Here is a 655-nt window from a genome sequence, read left to right on the forward strand (position 1 = left end):
TGCCGTTGCAGAGTTGCTGCCTATCGAAGCAGAGCACGTCATCAAAACGCTTTCAGAAAACCACGCTTCAGATTCCGATTACAACACGGGCACTTTGCGTTTCCTCAAAGGTTCCATCGCCGCTTGTCGCGCTGGCGTCCCACGTAGCCATCTCATCAGCTACAAAGTAGATGGAGCTTTGATTCAGGAGTTGTTCTCGTTTGACGGTATCGGAACTCAAGTCGTCATGGCAAGCGCAGAGCAAGTTCGTCAAGCTGGTATTGATGACATCGGCGGCATTTTGGAATTGATTCATCCATTAGAAGAACAAGGCATTTTGGTCAGGCGTTCGAGAGAACAGCTAGAGCAAGAGATTGGTAAATTCACCATCATTGAAAAAGATGGCTTAATCATCGGATGCGCGGCTTTATACCCATATTCTGAAGAACGAAAAGCTGAAATGGCCTGTGTTGCTATTCACCCAGACTATCGGGATGGCAACCGAGGTTTGTTGCTGCTGAACTACATGAAGCATCGTTCAAAATCAGAAAACATCAACCAGATTTTTGTCCTTACCACCCACAGTCTACATTGGTTTAGAGAGCAAGGATTCTACGAAGTTGGAGTCGATTACTTGCCAGGAGCCAAACAAGGGCTGTACAACTTTCAGCGTAAG

1 protein-coding gene is annotated in these 655 nt (G+C 46.6%); it reads left to right on the top strand.

The annotated features are described in order from the left end of the window. On the top strand, positions 1–655 hold a 655-nt coding region (gene argA / locus R7R78_RS27005), incomplete at both ends, for an amino-acid N-acetyltransferase (protein ID WP_225474720.1).

It is taken from the genome of Vibrio sp. 2134-1, from assembly GCF_033339495.1.